At 61.3% G+C, this 16,953-nt stretch carries 17 protein-coding genes and 1 pseudogene; 9 read left to right on the top strand and 9 right to left on the bottom strand.

The genetic code is table 11. From position 1 onward, the window contains the following. Positions 1–99 precede the first annotated feature (99 nt). Positions 100–882 (top strand): DUF6880 family protein, encoded by a 783-nt coding sequence (locus ACKFRY_RS10940; RefSeq protein WP_408922856.1) that lies wholly within the window; start codon positions 100–102, stop codon positions 880–882. Here ACKFRY_RS10940 and ACKFRY_RS10935 read toward each other — a convergent pair. The 3 genes from ACKFRY_RS10935 to ACKFRY_RS10925 are packed head-to-tail and all read right to left on the bottom strand — an operon-like array spanning position 879 to position 5,136. Further along, positions 879–1,502: a DUF3239 domain-containing protein gene (locus tag ACKFRY_RS10935; RefSeq protein WP_150851107.1), complete on the bottom strand. Its 624-nt coding sequence runs from the start codon at positions 1,500–1,502 to the stop codon at positions 879–881. The two genes, ACKFRY_RS10940 and ACKFRY_RS10935, sit on opposite strands and share 4 nt — an antisense overlap. After that, positions 1,499–3,124, bottom strand: a complete 1,626-nt coding sequence (locus ACKFRY_RS10930) for a DNA repair helicase XPB (RefSeq protein ID WP_408922855.1) — start codon at positions 3,122–3,124, stop codon at positions 1,499–1,501. Before ACKFRY_RS10930 ends, ACKFRY_RS10935 begins: the two co-directional genes overlap by 4 nt. Beyond that, positions 3,121–5,136, bottom strand: a complete 2,016-nt coding sequence (locus ACKFRY_RS10925) for a helicase-associated domain-containing protein (protein WP_408922854.1) — start codon at positions 5,134–5,136, stop codon at positions 3,121–3,123. Before ACKFRY_RS10925 ends, ACKFRY_RS10930 begins: the two co-directional genes overlap by 4 nt. Positions 5,137–5,202: 66 nt before the next feature. On the opposite strand from ACKFRY_RS10925, the pseudogene ACKFRY_RS10920 reads away from it, so the two are divergent. Continuing rightward, positions 5,203–5,389, top strand: a pseudogene (locus ACKFRY_RS10920) (hypothetical protein). An 85-nt stretch (positions 5,390–5,474) separates the two neighbouring features. Here ACKFRY_RS10920 and ACKFRY_RS10915 read toward each other — a convergent pair. Continuing rightward, the gene (locus ACKFRY_RS10915) at positions 5,475–6,104 is read right to left on the bottom strand and encodes a resuscitation-promoting factor Rpf1 domain-containing protein (protein ID WP_005323876.1); all 630 of its coding nucleotides are present in this window, start codon (positions 6,102–6,104) and stop codon (positions 5,475–5,477) included. A gap of 321 nt (positions 6,105–6,425) precedes the next feature. On the opposite strand from ACKFRY_RS10915, the gene ACKFRY_RS10910 reads away from it, so the two are divergent. Continuing rightward, the gene (locus ACKFRY_RS10910; protein WP_005323875.1) at positions 6,426–6,806 is read left to right on the top strand and encodes a cold-shock protein; all 381 of its coding nucleotides are present in this window, start codon (positions 6,426–6,428) and stop codon (positions 6,804–6,806) included. Here ACKFRY_RS10910 and ACKFRY_RS10905 read toward each other — a convergent pair. Both ACKFRY_RS10905 and ACKFRY_RS10900 read right to left on the bottom strand, forming a co-directional pair. After that, positions 6,803–7,381, bottom strand: coding sequence for a DUF2771 domain-containing protein (locus ACKFRY_RS10905; protein ID WP_150851075.1), 579 nt, complete (start codon positions 7,379–7,381; stop codon positions 6,803–6,805). The genes ACKFRY_RS10910 and ACKFRY_RS10905 overlap by 4 nt on opposite strands. A gap of 6 nt (positions 7,382–7,387) precedes the next feature. Beyond that, entirely contained in the window at positions 7,388–8,152 is a 765-nt protein-coding gene (locus tag ACKFRY_RS10900) for a glutaminyl-peptide cyclotransferase (protein ID WP_200436232.1), read from the bottom strand. Between the two features lie 38 nt (positions 8,153–8,190). Between ACKFRY_RS10900 and ACKFRY_RS10895 the strand changes: the two genes are divergently transcribed. The 3 genes from ACKFRY_RS10895 to ACKFRY_RS10885 are packed head-to-tail and all read left to right on the top strand — an operon-like array spanning position 8,191 to position 11,128. After that, positions 8,191–8,859, top strand: coding sequence for a DUF3027 domain-containing protein (locus ACKFRY_RS10895; RefSeq protein WP_150851076.1), 669 nt, complete (start codon positions 8,191–8,193; stop codon positions 8,857–8,859). Between the two features lie 49 nt (positions 8,860–8,908). Further along, on the top strand, positions 8,909–10,312 hold the full coding sequence (locus ACKFRY_RS10890) for an NCS2 family permease (protein WP_005328366.1): 1,404 nt from the start codon (positions 8,909–8,911) through the stop codon (positions 10,310–10,312). Positions 10,313–10,321: 9 nt separating this feature from the next. After that, complete coding sequence (locus ACKFRY_RS10885) at positions 10,322–11,128, top strand: RNA methyltransferase (RefSeq protein WP_200436233.1); 807 nt, start codon at positions 10,322–10,324, stop codon at positions 11,126–11,128. On the opposite strand, the gene ACKFRY_RS10880 is transcribed toward ACKFRY_RS10885, so the two are convergent. The 3 genes from ACKFRY_RS10880 to serC all read right to left on the bottom strand — a co-directional run bounded on the left by ACKFRY_RS10880 (position 11,089) and on the right by serC (position 14,028). Then, positions 11,089–11,919: a DUF6928 family protein gene (locus tag ACKFRY_RS10880; protein WP_250413511.1), complete on the bottom strand. Its 831-nt coding sequence runs from the start codon at positions 11,917–11,919 to the stop codon at positions 11,089–11,091. The genes ACKFRY_RS10885 and ACKFRY_RS10880 overlap by 40 nt on opposite strands. A gap of 2 nt (positions 11,920–11,921) precedes the next feature. Then, positions 11,922–12,797, bottom strand: coding sequence for a septation protein SepH (gene sepH, locus ACKFRY_RS10875; RefSeq protein ID WP_200436235.1), 876 nt, complete (start codon positions 12,795–12,797; stop codon positions 11,922–11,924). Between the two features lie 112 nt (positions 12,798–12,909). Continuing rightward, positions 12,910–14,028, bottom strand: a complete 1,119-nt coding sequence (gene serC / locus ACKFRY_RS10870; RefSeq protein ID WP_408922853.1) for a phosphoserine transaminase — start codon at positions 14,026–14,028, stop codon at positions 12,910–12,912. Between the two features lie 160 nt (positions 14,029–14,188). Between serC and ACKFRY_RS10865 the strand changes: the two genes are divergently transcribed. From ACKFRY_RS10865 to ACKFRY_RS10855, 3 genes are all read left to right on the top strand, one after another. Next, entirely contained in the window at positions 14,189–15,481 is a 1,293-nt protein-coding gene (locus ACKFRY_RS10865) for a citrate synthase (protein ID WP_302259433.1), read from the top strand. 122 nt (positions 15,482–15,603) lie between these two features. Continuing rightward, positions 15,604–15,963, top strand: coding sequence for an FKBP-type peptidyl-prolyl cis-trans isomerase (locus ACKFRY_RS10860; RefSeq protein WP_005323855.1), 360 nt, complete (start codon positions 15,604–15,606; stop codon positions 15,961–15,963). A gap of 69 nt (positions 15,964–16,032) precedes the next feature. After that, positions 16,033–16,896: an aldo/keto reductase gene (locus tag ACKFRY_RS10855; protein WP_408922852.1), complete on the top strand. Its 864-nt coding sequence runs from the start codon at positions 16,033–16,035 to the stop codon at positions 16,894–16,896. Positions 16,897–16,953: the final 57 nt, after the last annotated feature.

Below are 16,953 nucleotides of genomic sequence, written 5' to 3'. Positions count from 1 at the left end.
ATACCTCACACACCAACAACAACGAACAGAAAGGAAGACCTCCAAAGGGTAGGGGACGCCGTTAAAATGGGCTGACAGCCTACCGAGGAGGCCGAACTGATGAGCTCACTGGCTGCCATCGCCTTGCCATTTTTTCAGAGTAGGACCCGATCCTTTCTTGATGAGGATCGGGCAGCTAGACGTGCACTGAAAATGCAAGATGGAATTGGCGTGCTCGATTTTGCCGTGGAGGACCCTTCGGAGGATCCAGCCCAAGTATTCTCGGTTGTGCAAGAAGCGCTGAAGATTGCCGTAGATGTGATAGCCAATGCGGATGACTCACTTGGTATGTTAAGTGAGGTTGTTGAAGAGCTTATCGAGCTCCACGCTAAGAGCGCACAGCGCGCCAAGCCTGCGCCAAGGGAGCTGGCCGAGTGGTTCATTGATTTCCATGAGAGCAACGAGGTTGATTACTTCGATCTTGACCCTGTTGCATATTCAACGGTCCTCGGAGAAGACGGCCTGGCTCGGGTGCGCGCTTGGGCGGAAAACGCAGATGTTATCCGCCGTAAGTATATGGAGAAGCGCTTTGCGGTTTTAGATCAAGACGTCGAAGCAATTATTCGTACACACTTGGCTGAGGGTAGCTACGCGGTTTATTTCGAAGAGGCAGCTAAAGCCTTAGAAGAAATCGGTGAGTATGACGCTGCGTGGGAGTACGCGAAGCGTGGTACCGAATCTGAACCAGATTGGCAGGCGCGGTCCTGCGGGCAATTCTGGGTGGAACTAGCGAGGGATCATTTCCCCGAAAGGGAGGAAGAGGTCGCCCAGATAGTTCTCAACAAGTGGCCGGACCCGCTCCTAGAAGTAATGCTGTATCCAGAAAGGTTTGTGGAGCCCTAGAGAACTAGAAGGTCGAACTTCGTGGCCTTCACGTCGGACAGGCGCTTGCGGGCGCGCTCGAGGCGCTGCCATTCCTCCTGGGGGATGGACTTTCGGGCAATGGTGACGGTTTCGGCGTCAGGGGTGCCCCATGCGATGGGCATAGGGGTGATTTGCTGCCAGTGGTTGTTGTCCGCGCGGCCGGACACAGCGGCGACGGGAACCTTGGTGCCTACGGTGCGCTGAGTGCCGGGAATAGCGGTCACGGTGCGCAGGCAAGCGGCCCAGCGGGGAGGCAGGGAAGGATCCACATTGGTATTGACTAGGGCGAGCAGGACCATGTCGCGTTCGTTGACCTCAGCGATGACAGCCGGAGCAAGGGGATAGGAGTCATAGAGCTGTTGGGCGGTGCCAACTTTACGTGCGGCGGCGAAGCCGACGATAGCCACCATGATTCCGAAAAGGATCATGCCGAGGCCGATGGTAATGCCCCAGGAAAATCCCCACCAGATGGCCGCGCCGCCGATGATGAGCAGGATGCCCAGCACGAGGCCGGAGATGCGAAGGCGGTTGGAATCGCGCAAGAGCTCGTTATTGGCCTTGGCAAAGGACTCGTCTACGTCGAACTTGAAGATTTTCATTGTTCCAAGTCTAGTGCGTCGATAAGCCGGTAGGCATATCCCTGCTCGGCGAGGAAGCGCTGGCGGTGCACGGCGTAGTCCGCGTCGAGGCTATCGCGGGTGACCAGCGAATAGAAGAGGGCTTCCTCTTCCTTGGGGCGAAGCAGCCGGCCGAGGCGTTGGGCCTCTTCTTGGCGGGAGCCGAAGGTGCCGGAGACCTGGATGGCTAGGGCTGCCTCGGGAAGGTCGATGGAGAAATTGGCCACCTTGGACACCACGAGAACAGGAAGTGTGCCCTCGCGGAATTGTTGGAAGAGGCGTTCGCGCTTGGCGGTGGAGGTGGAGCCGTCGATAACGGGGGCGTCGAGATGCGCGCCGAGCTCCTTGAGCTGGTCGACATAACCGCCGATGATGAGCGCCTGCTGTGGGTGTCGGGCCAGGATCTTATCCACTGCCCGGAGCTTGGCGGCGGCTTGGGCGGCGATGCGGTAGCGGTCGCGAGGTTGGGCGGTGGCGTACAGCATGCGTTCCTCGGCGTCCATATCCACGCGGACCTCGATGCATTCGGCGGTGGCGATATAGCCGGCCATTTCGAGTTCTTTCCACGGGGCGTCGTAGCGCTTGGGGCCGATGAGGGAGAAGACGTCGCCCTCGCGGCCGTCCTCGCGCACGAGGGTAGCGGTAAGCCCTAGTCGACGCCGCGATTGAAGATCCGACGTCATGCGGAACACCGGGGCGGGAAGGAGGTGCACCTCGTCGTAGATTATGAGGCCCCAGTCGCGGGAATCGAAGAGCTCGAGGGCGCGGTATTCGCCCTTAGTTTTGCGCGTGACCACCTGGTAGGTGGCGATGGTGATGGGTTTGATTTCCTTCTTTTCGCCGGAGTATTCGCCGATTTCGTTTTCGGTCAGGGTGGTGCGGCGCAGGAGCTCGTCGCGCCATTGGCGGCCGGCGACGGTATTGGTAACCAGGATGAGCGTGGTGGATTCTGCCTTGGCCATTGCAGCGGCGCCGACGATGGTTTTGCCAGCGCCGCATGGGAGTACGACGACGCCGGAGCCGCCGGACCAGAAGGCCTCGGTGGCGTACTGCTGGTAGTCACGCAGCTGCCAGCCGTCGTGATTGAGGGCGATCGGATGGGACTCGCCATCGACGTAGCCGGCGAGATCCTCGGCCGGCCAGCCGGCCTTGAGAAGGGCCTGCTTGAGGCGGCCGCGCTCGGAGGGCGGGACGGCGATAGAGTTCTCATCGATGCGAGCACCGAGGAGTTTTCCGGTAGCGCCGCGGGTAAGTTCTTCCAGGATGGGCGGATCGTCGGACTCGAGGATGAGGCCGTGGGCCGGGTGGGCGTGGAGGCGGACGCGGCCGTAGCGGGACATGGTTTCGGCGACGTCGACAAGCAGGGCTTGGGGGACTGGGAAGCGGGAGTAGTTTTCTAGGACGTCGACGACCTGCTCGGCGTCGTGGCCGGCCGCGCGGGCATTCCACAGCGCGAGCGGGGTGATGCGGTAGGTGTGCACGTGCTCGGGGGCGCGCTCCAGCTCCGCAAAGGGAGCGAGCGCGGCGCGGGCCTCGGCGGCCTGGGCGTGATCCACCTCGAGCAGGACGGTCTTGTCCGACTGCACAATCAATGGTCCATTCATGGCTCCAGCGTAACGGAGGTGATTCGGTGCAAGGGGAACCGGATGGTAGAGCCATCGGCCGCGCGAGCGTCGATTTGCCCGCCCGCCACGGTCAGCGGGGTGACGGTGCGTTTCTTTTCGTTGCCGTTCTTATCCGCATAGCCGATGGTGATCGGCCGGGCAGTGCGCGCGGCGGCGTGGACTATGTCGAGGCTGGGAGTAGTAGGGGCGGCGTCGTCGCGCAGGGTGCGCATGGCCTTCGCAATATCCGGGGAGGCAGTAGCTCGGCGGGCAGTCGGGGTCGGCAGGGTAGCTGGTTCGGGCGCGACGTTCAGGCTGGCGCCGCTTTCGTCCTCTGCGGCAGGGGAAAGTCCGTGCTCGCGCAGGCGCTCCAGCAGGTCATGCACCGGCAATTGGGACACCGCGACGGTGGGCGCGAGCAGGCGCAAGGGCGCTGCCTTGAGCGCAATCTGGAGGAGAGCCGGGTCCTCGCTGCGCAGGTAGGACAGCGCCGGGCCGGAGCGCAGGGTGCCATGGCGCTTGGCGACGTCCCCGATGTGGAACTCCAGCGTCTGCGGTACCTCCCCGTGGGCTGCGAAGAAGGCCTGGATTTCCTCCCCAGTCATGCCACGATCGAGCCCGCGGCGCAGGGAAGCGTCCGAGATGCGGTAGACGCTGGCCAGTCCGGGGGATTCGAGGTCAGCGACTGCTTCGAGCCGCTGGTGGGTCTCCGGATCGAGCGGGCCGGGAACCAAGACGGTCATATCTGCTTGGATGAGGAAGTAATCGACCGTGTCGGGGGTGAGGCGGGCGGCGGCGTCGGGGGCGTCGATAAGCACGCTGGTGGGGCGCTCAAGGGCAATGGCGCCGATCCACTCGGCTTCCGCGCGGAGTTCGGCGATGGTCTCGTCCGAAGTGTGCGTGGCAAAGAGCGGAAAGTGGAAGCGCAGGGACTCCTCGAAGGTGGGCTTCGCGCCGCGCAGGTAGACCTGCAGGACTTTGTCCCTGAAGCCAGGAAGTCGGTCATTGGTGTGCGCTAGCGTGCGGCCTTCCTTTGTCCATGGGGAAGCAGTCCAGGCCTCGAGCAGGACCTGCCACTTTTCGGCGAGGTTTGCATCAAGCCAAGCCTGGGCGAGCTCCGTCGGCGCGAGGAAATTGCCCTCGAAGTTTTTCGGCTCGCCGCGGCTGAGCAGGCGGGCGCTCATGCCGAGCTCAATGAGGCGACGCAGTTCTCCTTCATCGATGGTGAGGGTTTTGCTCAGGTTGGTGAGCTGGCGAACGCCGACGGTCTTGTCCTTGAGGAGCTCTATCGGCCGCGCGCCTAGCGCGTCAATCACGCGCTGCATGCCACGCACGGCGGAAAGGCCGGCCGCGGTACCGGCATCATCGGCCTTGGAATCCGGAGCGGGGGATTCGGTGACTCCCTCCACCGGGATCGGTGCGGTGGGCTTGCCGTTGAGCGCAAGGTGCACGGCGCGCGGCAGGCGGACGGTGGTGGCGTCCACGCGTTGGAGCAGCTGCTTGGCGATGAGCCGCGGAATCGGCCGGGCCGGATCCGCATCGATGGCCGCATCCCGCGTGGTGCCCAGGCCATTGGAACGCGACAGGGTCTCGAGGACCTTCCGCTCTTCGTCCGGCAGCTCGGCGATGTCCTCCAGGCTAACCTGGACCTGGTCGAGGAGGGACCAGCCCGTGGGAAGAGCAGGCATGACCTCGGGCGGGATGAGGATGTTGCCGTAGGCTAGGCCGCGCTCCTTGAGCTGGCGGGTGATATCCGGATTAAGGTCTTCTACTTCTTCGAGTTCCCCTCCGCGGCGCGCGATGTCTTCGATTTCCGCAAGCTGCCGTGCAGTGCAGTTCATGAGCGCCCGCGCGATAGAGGTGCGCAGTAGCAGGCGGGTAGCGAGCGCGGCGATGCTCGGGGGTAGCGGATTGAGCACATCCGGCCGGTTGCGGAGGATGGTGGCGAGCTCTTCTTCCTCAAGGGAGGCGAGCCACGTGCGGAAATGCGGGAGGTGGGAAGACTGAGTCATGATGTCACCCCAGTTTAGTTATCGTTTGAGTTACGTTTTTGCGCAAGGTTTGAAATAATAAGGGCTATGTCGAATCAGAAGAAGGGTCACGTTTCCCCGGCTTGGCCGAAGAACGAAAATCGCGAGCACGCAATCACGGAAATCTCTGCGCCTTTTGCTGGTGCGTCCAGCCCCTACGGCGATGATTCTGATCTTGCCGATGCCGGCAGAGAAGCTGAACTACGTTCACCCTTATACTCGCATCAATCGCTAGAGTATGTCCCCGCCTTGGTGCGGGGATTTTTCTTTCATACAAAAAGGGCCCATTGCTATTGCAATGGGCCCTTTATCGCTATGTCTTAGCGGGTGATGTTCTCAATCATCTGCGCAATCGGGTCGATGATGTTGCGGTTGGCAGAGTAGAAGTTGTTGAAGTCGTGGCGGTTAGCCTTGTACAGCTCGGTGAACTGTGCAGGCAGTGCCAAGCCGTAGGAGTTAGCGGCGTTCTTGATGGTGTTGTACAGAGCATCAACAGCCAGCTCGTCGGACTTCTGAGCGGCAGCCTGCTTGACCGGAGCCGGTGCCTGGGCCGGAGCCTTAGGGGCAGCGGACGGAGCGGTGCGCTGGGTCGGAGCGGAGTTCAGGCCGAGGGAAGCGGAGCAAGCCGGCCATGCACCCCAGCCCTGGGAAGCAAGCACGCGCTCAGCGACGACAATCTGCTGCTCGCGGGTAGCCTGGTCAGCGGTAGCAGCGAACTGGCCGCCGCCATTGGCCTGCCAGGTCTGCGGGTTGAACTGCAGTCCGCCCTGGTAGCCGTTGCCAGTGTTGATGTGCCAGTTGCCGCCGGCCTCGCACTGTGCCAGACGGTCCCAGTCGGAATCCGGAGCAGCGGAAGCGGTCGGTGCCATGATGGCAGCGGCGGCGCCGAAGGCGACGGTGCCGGCGGTGAACTTAGCGGCCATACGGTTCTTAGCGGAGTGGCGTCCCATGTAGTTAGTCCTCTCTGTGTGCCCGCATTAACTGCAAAGAATATGTACCAAAAAGAAAGGGCGGGCGAGGGCAACTTTCTTAACGGCTCTTAAGTGTCTGGGGGACAGCGTAGCGGTTTATAACGAAAGTGTCACGTTATGGGCACTAAACGGGAAAGAAAAGGGACAAATGTGGTGGGTGAGGGGACATTTTCCCAGGTAAGCAATAATCTGTGATCTATGTCATGTAACGCGGGTGTGTCGCGGCAGAGTGCGCGACTTCTGTTGTTTTGACCAGGCGGCTAAAATAAAGATTTTCCCCTAGAGAAGAGGTGGGTACCTATGCCTATTGGCAAAGTGAAGTGGTATGACGCCGAGAAAGGTTTCGGTTTCGTCAGCAACCCGGGCGATGAAGACGTCTATGTTGGCCGCAACGTGCTGCCCAAGGGAGTAGAGGAACTGTTCCCCGGCCAGCGCATCGACTTCGATTTCGCGGCCGGGCGCCGCGGTCCGCAGGCGCTGCGGGTCAAAGTATTGGATAAGCCGCGTCGCCGCACCCCGGCCCGCAAGCCGGAAGAACTCGGCAGCATGGTCTCTGACGTGATGACCTTGCTGGAGTCGCAGATTCAGCCGGTGCTCAATTCCGGCCGCTACCCGGAGCGCAAGACTGGGCGCCAGGTAGCAGAAATCCTCCGCGCAATCGCGAAGGATTTGGATAGCTAATTAGAAGCCTTCGTGGATTCCTCCGCGGAGGCTTCTCGTTCTTTATCGGTCATCGTGGTCAGGGACCACACGGTGGCCAAAGGGGTTTCGTCACCGTTGTCATCGGTGCCGATCATCATGGAGGAAATCTCCACCACCTTGAGGCGGGGGCGCTTGCCGGTAGAGGCCTTGATGGGGTCTACCGAGCCGGGGATCGAGACCTCGGTGGTTTCGTTCGCGCCGTGCGCGGTTTCATCGTTGGCGGCGGGGTCATCGTAGATGGAAAGAATCTTCCACTCGTGGTCGGAGATTTCTTCGGGGATATCCAGCTTGAGGGTGTCATCATCACCCACGGTGAGGTTCGGGACCTCGCCTTCCGGGCACTCGGAGCCGGGCTCGCAAGCAATGTACGGGGCGACGTCGATGGACTTATCGCCCACGGAGGCGGTGACCTTGATGTCGCGGGGATCGGGACCCGGGCGCTGGTTCCACCAGTTTTGGAAGATCACTACGGCGGCGACGATGACCGCCACGACCACGATGAGGGCCAAGATCTGCAGCAGCGACTTTTTCCTTGCTTCCTTACGGGTTGCCATGGGCCTTTACCTTACTCGAACGTGGAAGAGTTCTTCCCACCGCTTGCCGGTAAGCCAGAACTCATCGTCTGTGATGTGTGCGATGCCGTTGAGGACATCATCGGGGTCGGTATAGCGGGACTTATCAATCGCGTCGGTAGCGATGACGGCGGTTACTCGGCCGGTGGAGGGATCGATGCGGTAGATGTTGTCATCCATCCACACATTGGCGTAGACGGCATCGCCCACGCACTCGAGTTCATTGATGTCTTCGAGGGGCTTTCCCTCCAGGGTGACGTCGGTAGTGGAGCGCTCCGCGAAGGTCTCTGGGTCCATGTGCCGCAGGGTCGCGGAGCCATCGGACATGAGGAGCTCCTCGCCGGTATTGCACAGGCCCCAGCCCTCGCCCGAGTAGGTGGCGGTATCTACCTGGCGTAGGTCTCGGTCGTATTTCAGGGCTTGGCCGGACTTCCAAGTCAGCTGCCAGATGGAATCGCCGGCTTGGGTGATGCCCTCGCCAAAGTAGCGGCTATCCAGGCGCGTTTCGGCCAAGGTTTCGCCGGATTCGGGGGAGAAGCGCTCCAGGCGGGATTCGCCCCATTGGCCGGTGCCCAGGAGCAGGTTGCCGTCCGGATCGGTTTCGAGGCCCTGCGTAAAGGAGTTGGGCGGCAGGGAAGCGGTGCCGAGAACCTCGACGGAGAGGTGTTCTACTTCGGGTTCTGCTGGTGTAGAGGAACAGGCGGCGAGCGTGCAGGGGAGGAGAATGCAGGCGGCGCGGGAAAGAAACGACATGCACCATATGTACCACCGCGTGCGCTCCATAATGAATAATGAGGGGCGTGAGTAAGCGAAAAGCAAATCCGTTGATCGATTCCCGCGCCGTGCGCATCGCGCGCGAGGCGTTGGATGAGGTGGGGGAAGGGGGCGTCGGCAAGCATATCGGCGTCGCCGGGATGGGCCGAAACGTTGCTACCCACCGATTTGAAGCAGAAATGCCTGGCTACCCTGGCTGGGAATGGCAGGCGGTGCTCGCCTGCGCGGAGGGATCGCGCTACGTCACCGTCAATGAGGTGGCGCTGGTGCCGGGAGGGGAGGCCCTGCAGCCGCCGGAATGGGTGCCCTATGAGGACCGTGTGCGGCCAGGCGACCTCGGGCCCGGAGACCTAATGCCACCGGCCGTGGATGATTCCCGCCTGGATGGGGAAACTTTGTCCAAATCCGGCCTGGAAGACGCCAAGAAGCGCTGGCGCACCGAGTTCGGCCCCAATACGGATATGGCGGCCAAGGCGCGCCTGCAATGCCGCACCTGTGCGTTTTATGTGCAGCTGTTGGATAACTATGGCGTCTGCGCCAATGAGTACTCGGCGGATGGCCGGGTGGTGCACTCGCGCTATGGCTGCGGTGCACATTCGCAGACGCGCGTGCGGGAAGAAAAGGCCCCGGAAGTGGCCTTCGATGATGAAAAGCCCATCTTCCAGGATTTTGAAATCGAGGATTAAGGCAGCACACTTATGGCGTAAGACTCGCTGTACGTGAAAGGCGCAGGCGTTGAAAGCCACTCTCGATCGCTACTTCCATATCTCTGAACGTGGTTCCTCCATTGGAACCGAGCTACGCGCGGGAACGGTCTCGTTCTTCGCCATGGCCTATATCATCCTTTTGAACCCGCTCATCCTCGGTACAACCGAGGACGCAGAAGGCTACGCGCTGGGCGTGCCACAGGTCGCCGCCGCCACCGCGCTGGTCGCCGGCGTCATGTCCATTCTCTTCGGCGCCATTGCCAAGTATCCCTTCGCCATGGCCGCAGGCTTAGGCATGAATACCTTCGTGGGCGTGAGCATGGTCGCCACTAGCGGGCTGACCTGGCAGGAATCCATGGGCCTAGTGGTCATCGAGGGCATCATTATCGTCCTGCTGGCCATCTCTGGTTTCCGCACCGCCGTCTTTGACGCCATCCCTCAGTCCATGAAGGCGGCGATGGGCGTGGGCATCGGCATGTTCATCGCCATGATTGGCCTCGTGGATGGTGGCTTTGTCACCCGCGTGCCGGACGCCGCGCACACCACCGTGCCGGTGGGGCTGGGCATCAATGGTTCGATTTCTACCTGGCCCGCGCTGGTCTTTGTCATCGGCCTCATTATCTGTTCCTTCATGGTCATCCGGAACGTGCCGGGCGGGCTCTTTATCGCCATCGTGCTTACCACCATCATCGCGTTTATTATCCAGGCGTTTACCGGCTCCGAGGACTGGGGCATGGCCGCGCCCGTGAAGCCGGAGGCGCTCGGCGGCATTCCGGATCTGTCCATCGTGGGCGATGTGAACCTGGTGGGCGCCTTTACCAAGATCGGCGTGGTCTCCACGGTGCTGCTGATTTTTACCCTGCTGCTTACCAACTTCTTCGATGCGATGGGCACCATGACCGGCCTGGGCAAGCAAGGCAAGCTTGTCGACGCCGACGGCAACCTCCCCGATATGAAAAAGGCCCTCGTCGTCGAAGGCTTCGGCGCCGTGGCCGGCGGCCTGGGCTCTGCTTCTTCCAATACCGTCTTTGCGGATTCCTCCGCCGGCATTGCCGATGGCGCCCGTACGGGCCTGGCCAACCTCATGACCGGCGTGCTGTTCCTCGCCGCGATGTTCTTGACCCCGCTCTATGAGATCGTGCCCATCGAGGCCGCCTCCCCGGTACTCGTCATCGTCGGCGTAATGATGGCCGCGCAGCTGACCGAGATCCGCTGGACCAAGATGGAGATCGCCATCCCCGCCTTCCTGACCATTGTGACCATGCCGTTTACCTATTCCATTGCCAACGGCATCGGCGTGGGCTTCATCTCCTTCGCGCTCATGTCCACCTTCGCCGGCAAGGCCAAGGACGTGCACTGGATCATGTGGCTCTTGGCAGGCCTCTTCGTGATTTTCTTTGGCATGGATCCGATTTCCAATGCCATCGGCTAGCCTAAGGGCATGCTGATTACTGACCCCGCAGACCCTCGCCTAGACGATATTCGGAACCTCAACAAATCCGATAAGTCCGGCGAGGGTCTCGTCATTGCTGAGGGCCCGCTGGTGGTCTCCCGGCTGGCCGAGTCCCGGTTTCCCATGCGCTGCCTCGTAGGCTTTCCCAAAAAGGTGGAGGCCTATTTTTCCGAGTACGGCGAACCCGAGTGCCCCATCTACGAGGTCTCTCGCGAGACCCTAGCGGAGGTGGCCGGCTTCGATATGCACCGCGGGCTGGTCGCCGCCGCGGACCGCGCCCCGGAGCCGGAGGTGGGCGAGATTCTAGAGACCGCAAAGACCATCGCCGTGCTCGAGGGCGTGGGCGATCATGAAAATATCGGCGCCATCTTCCGGCACGCCGCCGGCATGGGCGTGGATGCGGTGCTGCTGGGCTCCGGTGCGGCGGATCCGCTCTATCGTCGCTCGGTGCGCGTGTCCATGGGGCACGTGCTGCGCTTGCCTTTTGTCCATTTAGAGGGCGGGTTTACTACCTGGCAGCGTTCCTTGCAGGCGCTTGCCGACGCCTCCTTTACCCTCATTTCCTTAACCCCCAACCCCCAGGCGGTGCACTTGGCCGAGGCCATGCATGGCCTGGATAAGGTGGCGATGCTCGTCGGAGCGGAGGGCCCCGGCCTTACCGAACACGCAATGAAGGCCACCGATATACGCGCACGCATACCGATGGCCCCTGGCACCGATTCTCTTAATGTGGCGACCGCCGCCGCCATTTCCTTTTATGAGCGCCAGCGCTCCTTGAGCGACTTAAACGTCTGAGCGCTCCAATTGCCAATGAGCGATCCCAAGTGCTTGGCGGTGGAGATGATTTCCTCGCCGGTGGATTCCGGCTCGGCGCTGTGGTCCTCGTAGTCGTCATAGTCGTTCAGGCCCAGCTTATTGGCCGACTGTGCGGCTAGTTCCCCCACGGATCGCTTGGGTTTCGGCGGGTCGATCTTTGGCTCTGGGCGGCCGTCGACCGCGTAGCCCACAACGTCTAGGTCCGGGCCATCGTGCCCCACCTTGATGCCGAGCCAGTATTCCTGGGCCGCTTCCATGATGCCCTGCGGCTCGAAAGGCAGGGAGATTCCGCCCAGCGGCTCATACTTTTCGCCCGCCCAGTAGGGCGCCTCGAAGGGCTCGGGCAGGCCGGTGTCCTCGTAGAGGTGCTCGCGGGTAGCGCACAGGCAGCGCTTGAGATCGCCGCCCTCCCACAGGGCGAAGCCGGCGTAGCCTTCTTTCTCATTGCTCGCCAGCGCAATGACGCGCTGGGCGGGCACCGCATTCAGGAGCGTTTCTGGCAGTTGGGAAAGGAGAACAGAATCCCCCTCGCAGACTGTTTGCACCACGGTGATGCCGGGGTAGCCGCCGATGTAGTACTCGTTCGGATCCGTCTGTGCGGAGCGGTTGAGCGGGAATTGCCCAATCGGCGTGACCGGGAAGGTCGGGTCCAGTTGGGCGAGGAATTTCCGCCCAAAGCCCCGATCCGCCTTGGGTTCGGTCTTTAACACCTCTTCCGCATTGGGCTGAGAGATGTACCAGAGAGTAAGTACTGCGTGAGAGATGTCCACGATTAGTCCCTAGGGCGCTTGGTATTGGAGCGAACGCCGAGCAGCACGTCCTCCCAATGCGGGGTGACGGCCTTGCGGCGGCGCTTGGTGGGCTTTTCTTCTGGCGAGGGGTTCTGCAGGAACTCCTCTTCCTCCGGCTCTTCCGGAGGGGTGGTCGGCGCGGTGAGGTCCGTGACGTTGCTGGGCTGGTCGCCGTCGATAGCTTCGTCATAGCGGCCGCTGCCCAGCGAGGTCAGCGAGCGCACCGGCTGCACGAAATCGGGGTCCGTCAGGTCCGCGGCCACCGAGTTGCGAGCCTCCACCGTGGCAGGCGAGGACATGGACTGCTTGAAGTACCACTCGGCCTCGTTCTCGGACAGGCCGGCCTTCCACGTCACGCGCACGATCCAGGCCTCGCCCTGGTGGCGGTAGGCATCCCAGGTGGACTCGGAGAGCGAGTGGCCGCGGGCGGCAAAGGCGGTGGCCAGAACCTCCCACAAGGTGAGCTTGGCCGGTCCGTCCTCGCGGACGGGGTGTGCCTGCTTGGAAATCTCCGCGATGCGATTGCGCTCCAGCATGACCGGGTAGGCGAAAGGCTCGATGCGAGATTCGGTCACGCCCATTTCTTCCGCCAGCTCCGCCGCGGAGGCGCCGGCGCGAATGCGGTTTTGAATCTCCGCCGGGCGAATCTTTGTCTCTTCCACCGGTTCCGGTTTGGTGGGCTTGGCCAGGCTGATGGCCGGAGTCGCCGGTTCCTCTTCGGGGGTTTCCTCCTGCTCGCTCTGCAGGGCCTCGCGCAGCTCATCGGTGATGGAGAGGAAAAACTCTTCGCCGTCTTCGGTGCGCAGCACCAAAGAGGTTTCGGTCGACTCGCTGTCAACTGGGAACAGCTCGCGCATAATAGGGCGCTCCTTTTGCCTATCGACGGCGGACATATCTGTGATGCATTCAACTATAACGCGAAAAAGCCCCGCGGCCTGCGAGGCGGCGGGGCATGTTGGGGGTGATGCGTTAATTCGCATCCAAGACGTAATCGATGCACTGGGTCAGTTTGGCGATATCGGCCGGCTCAATAGCCGGGAACATGCCGATGCGCAGTTGGTTACGGCCCAGCTTGCGGTACGGCTCCACGTCCAGGATGCCGTTGGCGCGCAGGGTGGCGGCGAGCGCTGCGGCGTCGACGGACTCGGCGAAGTCGATGGTGCCCACCACGAGCGAGCGGGACGCCGGCTCCGCGACGAAGGGAGTGGTCTCCGGGCGGGATTCGGCCCAGCTATACAGCGTGGTGGAGGATTCCGTAGTGTGCTCAACCATGCCGTCCAGGCCGCCGTTGGCATTCATCCACTGGAGCTGGTTATCCAACATGAGCAGGGTAGCGATTGCCGGGGTGTTATAGGTCTGGTTCTTGCGGGAGTTATCTACTGCCGTCTGCAGGTTGAGGAAGGTGGGGATATAGCGCTCGGAGGCGTTGATTTTCTCAATCCGCTCCAGTGCGGCGGGGGACATGGCGGCGAGCCACAGGCCGCCGTCGGAAGCAAAGCACTTTTGCGGCGAGAAGTAGTAGACGTCCGTATCGGAGATGTGCACGGGCAGACCACCCGCGCCGGAGGTGGCGTCCACGACCACCAGCTGCTGATCATTGCGGGGGTGCGGGCGGGTGACTTCTGCCATCGCGCCGGTGGAGGTTTCATTGTGTGCCCAAGCGACGACGTCCGCTTCCGCAGAGAGTTCGTGTGGGTCGGGCGCAGTGCCCGTGGGGGACTCCACGATGGATGGGGCATCGAGCCAGGGTGCACCCGCGGCGGCCTTGGCACATTTAGTGGAAAACTCGCCAAAGGTGAGGTGGGCGGAGTGGCGCTCTATAAGCCCGAAGGCGGCAGCATCCCAGAAGGCGGTGGCGCCGCCTAGGGAAAGGACAATCTCGTAGCCCTCTGGCAGGGAGAAGAGAGCGCTTAAGCCTTCTCGCACCGAACCTACGAGGTTCTTTACCGCCGGCTGGCGGTGAGAGGTGCCCATGACCGCGGGGTCAATGGCCGCAAGCTGGTCGGGCCGAACCTTGGAAGGGCCGCAGCCAAAGCGGCCGTCGGCAGGCAGGAGGTCGGCAGGCAGCGTAAGTTCGGGTGTGCTCATGTAAGTCAGTGTAGAACAGTTCCGGTCGAACGGCAGTTATTTTAGCCGGCCAAATCCTGTTGGCGGCGTCACAAAGTTTGCTAAAGTGTGAAGAGGTATCAAGCTAGCTTCCTTAAGTTAGTGCTTAATAGTGACTCTTCACATAGAGAAAGGAACTTCCGTGGCTTCTGAAGACAACAAGGTAGTACTCCAGTACCCAGGCGGCGAGTACGAGATGGACATCAAGCAGTCCACCGAGGGCGACTCCGGCTTTGACATTTCCAAGCTCCGTAACGAGACCGGGCTCGTTACCTTCGACCCTGGTTATACCTCCACCGGTTCCACCGAGTCCAAGATCACCTTCATTAACGGTGAAGAGGGCATCCTGCGCCACCGCGGCTACGATATCGCGGACCTGGCGGAAAACGCCACGTTCAATGAGGTTTCTTACCTGCTGATCAAGGGTCATCTGCCTAACGAGGAAGAGCTCAGTCACTTTAACCGCGAAATCCGCCACCACACCCTGTTGGATGAGGACTTCAAGGCCGCGTTCAATATCTTCCCGCGCAACGCGCACCCAATGGCCGTGCTGGCTTCCTCCCTTAACATCCTTTCCGCGTACTACCAGGATCAGCTCAACCCGCTGGACCCGGAGCAGCTGGATAAGGCCACCGTCCGCCTTCTGGCCAAGGTTCCAATGCTGGCTGCGTATGCTTACCGCGCTTCTCAGGGTAAGCCTTATATGTACCCGGATAATAGCCTGAACGCCCGCGAGAACTTCCTGCGCATGATGTTCGGCTACCCCACCGAGGAGTACGAGGTGGACCCGGTTGTAGCTAAGGCCCTGGATAAGCTGCTTATCCTCCACGCTGACCACGAGCAGAACTGCTCCACCTCCACCGTGCGCATGATTGGTTCCGCTCAGGCCAATATGTTCGTCTCCATCGCCGGCGGCATCAACGCCCTGTCCGGTCCGCTGCACGGCGGCGCAAACCAGGCCGTTCTGGAGATGCTGGAAGATATCCAGAACAACCACGATGGTGACGCTACCGACTTCATGAACCGCGTGAAGAATAAGGAAAAGGGCGTTCGCCTCATGGGCTTTGGCCACCGCGTGTACAAGAACTACGACCCACGCGCGGCCATCGTTAAGGAGACCGCGCACGAGATCATTGAGCACCTGGGCGGCGACCCAATGCTGGATCTGGCCATGAAGCTGGAAGATATTGCGCTGAATGACGACTACTTCGTCTCCCGCAAGCTCTACCCGAACGTGGACTTCTACACCGGCCTGATCTACCGCGCTATGGGCTTCCCGACGGACTTCTTTACCGTCCTCTTCGCTATCGGCCGTCTGCCAGGCTGGATTGCACAGTACCGCGAGCAGCTGGAAATCAACACCAAGATCAACCGTCCGCGCCAGATTTACACCGGCGAGTCCCTGCGTAAGGTCACCCCGCGTAGCGAGCGTTAAAGCGCTCCGCGGTCAGCCTAATTAAGCCGAATCGGGTGGTAGCACCTATAATAGGTGCAGCTCGGTTCGGTTTTTAATGCGACCGCACGAACAAACTAGATTTCCCAAGGAGAATAATCCCCATGGATAAGCCTGTTATTGAAGCCCAGTCTGGCCCAGCGCCGACCGACCTTGTCGTAGAAGACATCGTCGTCGGCGACGGTGCTGAGGCGCAGCCTGGTGCCGTAGTGGAGGTCCACTACGTCGGCGCTGAATACGAGACCAACCAAGAATTCGATTCCTCGTGGGACCGTGGCCAGTCCATCGAGTTCCCGCTGACCGGTCTCATCGCCGGCTGGCAAGAGGGCATTCCGGGAATGAAGGTGGGCGGTCGCCGCAAGCTCATCATCCCGCCGGAAAAGGCCTACGGCCCCGCCGGTGGTGCGCACCCGCTGTCCGGCCGCACCTTGGTCTTCATTATTGACCTCATCCGCGCCGACTAAAAGCGCTCAACCCCAGGGTTTGCCCTGGGGTTTCGTCGTTTTCGGCGCGGTCAGAAAAACTGCGGCACAATGGAGGGCATGACAGTGCCAACCGTAACTTTCAATGATGACCGCGAAATGCCCCAGCTGGGCTTGGGTACGTACAAGCTATATGACGAGGAATGCATCCGCGTCATCCGCGAGGCCATCGATTTGGGCTACCGCCACTTCGATACCGCCACGCTCTACAAGAACGAAGAGGCGGTAGGCACCGCCCTGAAGCAGGCAATGGATGCCGGCGACGTCACCCGTGATGAGCTCTTTATTACCTCCAAGGTATGGCATTCCCACCACGGTGCGCACAAGGTGGAAGGGGCATTCCAGCAGTCGCTGAAGGATCTGCAGCTAGATTACCTCGACCTGTATCTTATCCACTGGCCGTGGCCGCAGGGTGGCCTGTACAACGAGACCTTTGAGGCTATCGCCCGCCTGCAGGGTATGGGTCAGATTGCGTCCATCGGCGTGGCTAATTTCTACGAGGACGTGCTCAAGGACCTAATTTCCACCACCGGCATTTCTCCGGTGCTCAACCAGGTGGAGATCCACCCGGGCTTTACCCAGTCCAGCCTGCGCGCCTTCCACCACGATAATGACATCGTTACCGAGGCATGGGCCCCGCTGGCGCGCGGCGTTGTGCTCAATAACCCTGTGATTGAGCAGGCTGCTGCTGACCACGAGGCCACCGAGGGACAGGTAGTACTGTCGTACCTTATGTCTAAGGGCATCTCCGTCATCCCGAAGTCCGCGCGCACCGAGCGCCTGAAGGAAAACTTGGCCGCCACCGAGCTGGAACTCACCGCGGAGGAGGAATCCGCCATTGACGCCCTTGAGGGCCAGGAGGGCTTTGGCCGCATGTTCAATGACCCGCGCGAATTCCCAGGCAACGAAGAGTAACATCAATCGCAGATTAAGCCCCCTCACGGGGGCTTTTTCTTTTGCCAAGCGGCTGTT

Source organism: Corynebacterium tuberculostearicum, from assembly GCF_046097255.1.
GTDB classification, from domain to species: Bacteria; Actinomycetota; Actinomycetes; order Mycobacteriales; family Mycobacteriaceae; genus Corynebacterium; species Corynebacterium tuberculostearicum_J.
The sequence above is the reverse complement of the archived record's forward strand: the minus strand, read 5'-3'. Positions and strand labels throughout refer to the sequence as shown.

Bases quoted from the DNA above. Each gene is read 5' to 3' on its own strand.
- ACKFRY_RS10940 (WP_408922856.1), top strand. From the start codon at position 100: ATGAGCTCACTGGCTGCCATCGCCTTGCCATTTTTTCAGAGTAGGACC.
- ACKFRY_RS10935 (WP_150851107.1), bottom strand. From the start codon at position 1,502: ATGAAAATCTTCAAGTTCGACGTAGACGAGTCCTTTGCCAAGGCCAAT.
- ACKFRY_RS10930 (WP_408922855.1), bottom strand. From the start codon at position 3,124: ATGAATGGACCATTGATTGTGCAGTCGGACAAGACCGTCCTGCTCGAG.
- ACKFRY_RS10925 (WP_408922854.1), bottom strand. From the start codon at position 5,136: ATGACTCAGTCTTCCCACCTCCCGCATTTCCGCACGTGGCTCGCCTCC.
- ACKFRY_RS10915 (WP_005323876.1), bottom strand. From the start codon at position 6,104: ATGGGACGCCACTCCGCTAAGAACCGTATGGCCGCTAAGTTCACCGCC.
- ACKFRY_RS10910 (WP_005323875.1), top strand. From the start codon at position 6,426: ATGCCTATTGGCAAAGTGAAGTGGTATGACGCCGAGAAAGGTTTCGGT.
- ACKFRY_RS10905 (WP_150851075.1), bottom strand. From the start codon at position 7,381: ATGGCAACCCGTAAGGAAGCAAGGAAAAAGTCGCTGCTGCAGATCTTG.
- ACKFRY_RS10900 (WP_200436232.1), bottom strand. From the start codon at position 8,152: ATGTCGTTTCTTTCCCGCGCCGCCTGCATTCTCCTCCCCTGCACGCTC.
- ACKFRY_RS10895 (WP_150851076.1), top strand. From the start codon at position 8,191: ATGAGGGGCGTGAGTAAGCGAAAAGCAAATCCGTTGATCGATTCCCGC.
- ACKFRY_RS10885 (WP_200436233.1), top strand. From the start codon at position 10,322: ATGCTGATTACTGACCCCGCAGACCCTCGCCTAGACGATATTCGGAAC.
- sepH (WP_200436235.1), bottom strand. From the start codon at position 12,797: ATGCGCGAGCTGTTCCCAGTTGACAGCGAGTCGACCGAAACCTCTTTG.
- serC (WP_408922853.1), bottom strand. From the start codon at position 14,028: ATGAGCACACCCGAACTTACGCTGCCTGCCGACCTCCTGCCTGCCGAC.
- ACKFRY_RS10860 (WP_005323855.1), top strand. From the start codon at position 15,604: ATGGATAAGCCTGTTATTGAAGCCCAGTCTGGCCCAGCGCCGACCGAC.
- ACKFRY_RS10855 (WP_408922852.1), top strand. From the start codon at position 16,033: ATGGAGGGCATGACAGTGCCAACCGTAACTTTCAATGATGACCGCGAA.